Source organism: Cellulomonas biazotea (assembly GCF_004306155.1).
Lineage (GTDB): Bacteria > Actinomycetota > Actinomycetes > Actinomycetales > Cellulomonadaceae > Cellulomonas > Cellulomonas biazotea.
Window position 1 is genome coordinate 1 of the sequence record NZ_BIMR01000172.1, and the last position, 2,836, is coordinate 2,836.

Consider the following 2,836-nt stretch of genomic DNA (forward strand, 5'->3'; position numbering starts at 1 on the left):
CCCGCGGGACCGGCCCGCGCGGACACCGGCCGCGTGGCCCGCGCGCCGCCGGGTCAGAGGCGGCGCAGGTCGGAGGCCACGCAGGTCAGGGGCTGCGCAGGTCGGCCACTGCGCTGGTCAGGGACTGCGCAGGACGGAGGGTGTGCAGGACAGAGATCGCGCAGGTCGGGGATTGTGCTGGTCAGAGGCTTCGCAGGACCGAGACAACCCGGCCGAGGATGGTCGCCTCGTCGCCCTGGATGGGGGAGTAGGCGGCGTTGTGCGGCATGAGCCAGACGTGGCCGTCGGAGCGGCGCAGCGTCTTGACCGTCGCCTCGCCGTCGATCATCGCGGCGACGATCTCCCCGTTCTCCGCGACCGGCTGGCGGCGCACGACGACCCAGTCGCCGTCGCAGATCGCCGCGTCGACCATGGAGTCGCCCGCGACCCGCAGCAGGAAGAGGTCGCCGTCGCCCACGAGCTGGCGGGGGAGCGGGAAGACGTCCTCGACGACCTGCTCGGCGAGGATCGGCCCGCCGGCGGCGATCCGGCCGACCACCGGGACGTAGGACGGGCTGGGGATGCGCTCGTCGTCGGTGGCGCCGGGGGCGGCGAACGGCGTGCGGGTGCCGTCGGGGGCCGTCCACGTGCCGACGCCGCGGGAGTCGTCGGGGTGCACGACCTCGATCGCTCGCGGCCGGTTCGGGTCGCGCCGCAGGTAGCCCTTGCGCTCGAGCACGGTGAGCTGGTGCTTGACGCTCGACGGGCTGGTCAGCCCGACCGCCTCGCCGATCTCCCGCATGCTCGGCGGGTACCCGCGCGACTCGACCGAGGCCCGGATCGTGTCGAGCACGAGGCGCTGCCGCGCCGTGAGGCCGTCGGCTCCGTCCGGTCCGTCCGGGAGCGCGTGGACGGTCGCCACCCGCTCGGCGGTCCTGGTCGTGTCCCCGCTGGTGCTCACGTGCAGCCCTCCTGACGTCGTCGGCCGGTCGCCGCCCTGCTCGGTGCCGTGCTCGGTGCCGGGTGGCGCCAGCCGCCGCTGCCTCGTCCGAGCGGAGTCCGCGCGGCGATGTCAGAGGTCGGTGGTGCGCTTGCCCTGCACGGCCAGCCTAGGCAGTGCGAGCTGCGAGATCAAACATCTGTTCGATCTTCTCTCGACACGTGTCGGCGCGGCCTGATAGAAATCGTACAGACGTTCGACGAACAACCGTTCGAACGACGAAGGGCCGAGAGTCGGACCGGAGAGCGAGGCGGACATGGACACAGCGGTGCTGTCGCCGATGGGCGCGAGCGTGGTGCACCTGGACACGAGGCGTGCCCGACCGGTCTCCGCCGCTCGTCCCGCCCCGGTTGCGCGGAGCGCCCGCCCGACGCCCGTCGGGGCGGAGGCGCGGCGGGCGCCGGTCCGGACCGCGGTGTCGACGGAGTCGGCGTCCGTCGCCGGTTCCGGGCGCTCGGCGTCGCGCGAGCAGGCTCCGCTCCGCCTGACGACCCGTGGGCGCGTCGTGGTCGTCGCGCTGGGGCTGCTGCTCTCGCTCGGCGTGTCGATGGTCGCCGCGCGGGCGGTGGCCGACGCCCCGGTGTCGGGCGGTGTCGAGGTCGTCCGGCACGTCGTGGTCGAGGGCGAGACCCTGTGGGCGCTCGCCGAGCGTGTCGCGGCCCCGGGCGACGACGTGCGTGACGTCGTGATCGAGCTGGTGCGGCTCAACGGTCTGCCGAGCGCGGGCCTCATGGCGGGTCAGACGATCGTGCTGCCCGCGCGGTGAGCGCTCCCGGTCCTGCATCGCGGGCTGTGGCCGGTCGTGCACGCGTGCCCGTCGGACCGGCGGTGCCCGCTCGTCGTTCGTGCCTCGGCCTCTCGCCGGTGCGCGGACCTGGTGGCGGTGCGCTCGGGGATGGTGTACCGCCACCAGATGGACCGCGTTGACGACGGCCGAGGCATTGCGTAGGTTAGCCTTACCTCATCAGACGGGCTGGGGGGCTCGTCGAGGTGTGGCCGCACCCGTCGTCCGCGACGGAGGCGTGCCGCAGCACCGCGCCGGACCGAGGCGAGTCGGTCCGTGACCTGGGACGGGGGCGTCCCCGCGGGGGTGGTCGCCGAGAGCGGCCACCCCCGTGCACGCGGCACGAGCGCGCGGCAGGTCGGGTTCCTTCCCGGCGGCCGGCCCCTCTGGCGGGGGTCACTCCGCCGATCGGTCCGATCCGTCCCGCGGGGCGCCTTGCCCGCCCGTACCGGCGTGTCCTAGCGTCGCCGGGACGACCAACGACGGGGGCGCGGACGTCGCCGTCCGTGACATCGAGGAGATCGCGGTGCACTGTCCGTTCTGCCGACACCCCGACTCGCGGGTCGTCGACTCGCGCACCTCGGACGACGGGTCGTCGATCCGACGCCGGCGGCAGTGCCCGCAGTGCAACCGGCGGTTCACGACCGTCGAGACCGCGAGCCTGTCGGTCGTCAAGAGGTCGGGCGTGACCGAGCCGTTCAGCCGGGAGAAGATCGCCAACGGCGTGCGCAAGGCGTGCCAGGGACGTCCGGTGAGCGAGGACGACCTCGCGGTGCTCGCCCAGCGGGTCGAGGAGACCCTCCGCTCGTCCGGCTCCGCCGAGATCGACGCGTACGAGATCGGCCTCGCCATCCTCGGGCCGCTGCGCGAGCTCGACGAGGTCGCCTACCTGCGGTTCGCGAGCGTCTACCAGGCCTTCGACTCCCTCGAGGACTTCGAGGCGGCGATCACCGTGCTGCGTGCCGACCGCGAGGAGCGCGAGGAGCGGTCGAACGGCGCCGCTGCCGACGACGGGCTCGACGCCGAGGGCGGGTCCGGACCCGCTCCGGCGGGGACCGCGGCGTCGGCCGCCC

General features: G+C 74.2%; 3 protein-coding genes. 2 read left to right on the forward strand and 1 reads right to left on the reverse strand.

Annotated elements, in window-relative coordinates; all coding sequences use genetic code 11:
* Window positions 1-181: 181 nt before the first annotated feature.
* Complete coding sequence (gene lexA, locus CBZ_RS11670; RefSeq protein ID WP_246013304.1) at window positions 182-901, reverse strand: transcriptional repressor LexA; 720 nt, start codon at window positions 899-901, stop codon at window positions 182-184.
* Between the two features lie 334 nt (window positions 902-1,235).
* Between lexA and CBZ_RS11675 the strand changes: the two genes are divergently transcribed.
* Together CBZ_RS11675 and nrdR are read left to right on the forward strand one after the other, a co-directional pair.
* Complete coding sequence (locus tag CBZ_RS11675) at window positions 1,236-1,745, forward strand: LysM peptidoglycan-binding domain-containing protein (protein WP_130781717.1); 510 nt, start codon at window positions 1,236-1,238, stop codon at window positions 1,743-1,745.
* Between the two features lie 544 nt (window positions 1,746-2,289).
* Window positions 2,290-2,836: transcriptional regulator NrdR (gene nrdR / locus CBZ_RS11680; RefSeq protein ID WP_373862168.1), on the forward strand; the 547-nt coding region annotated here is incomplete at its 3' end.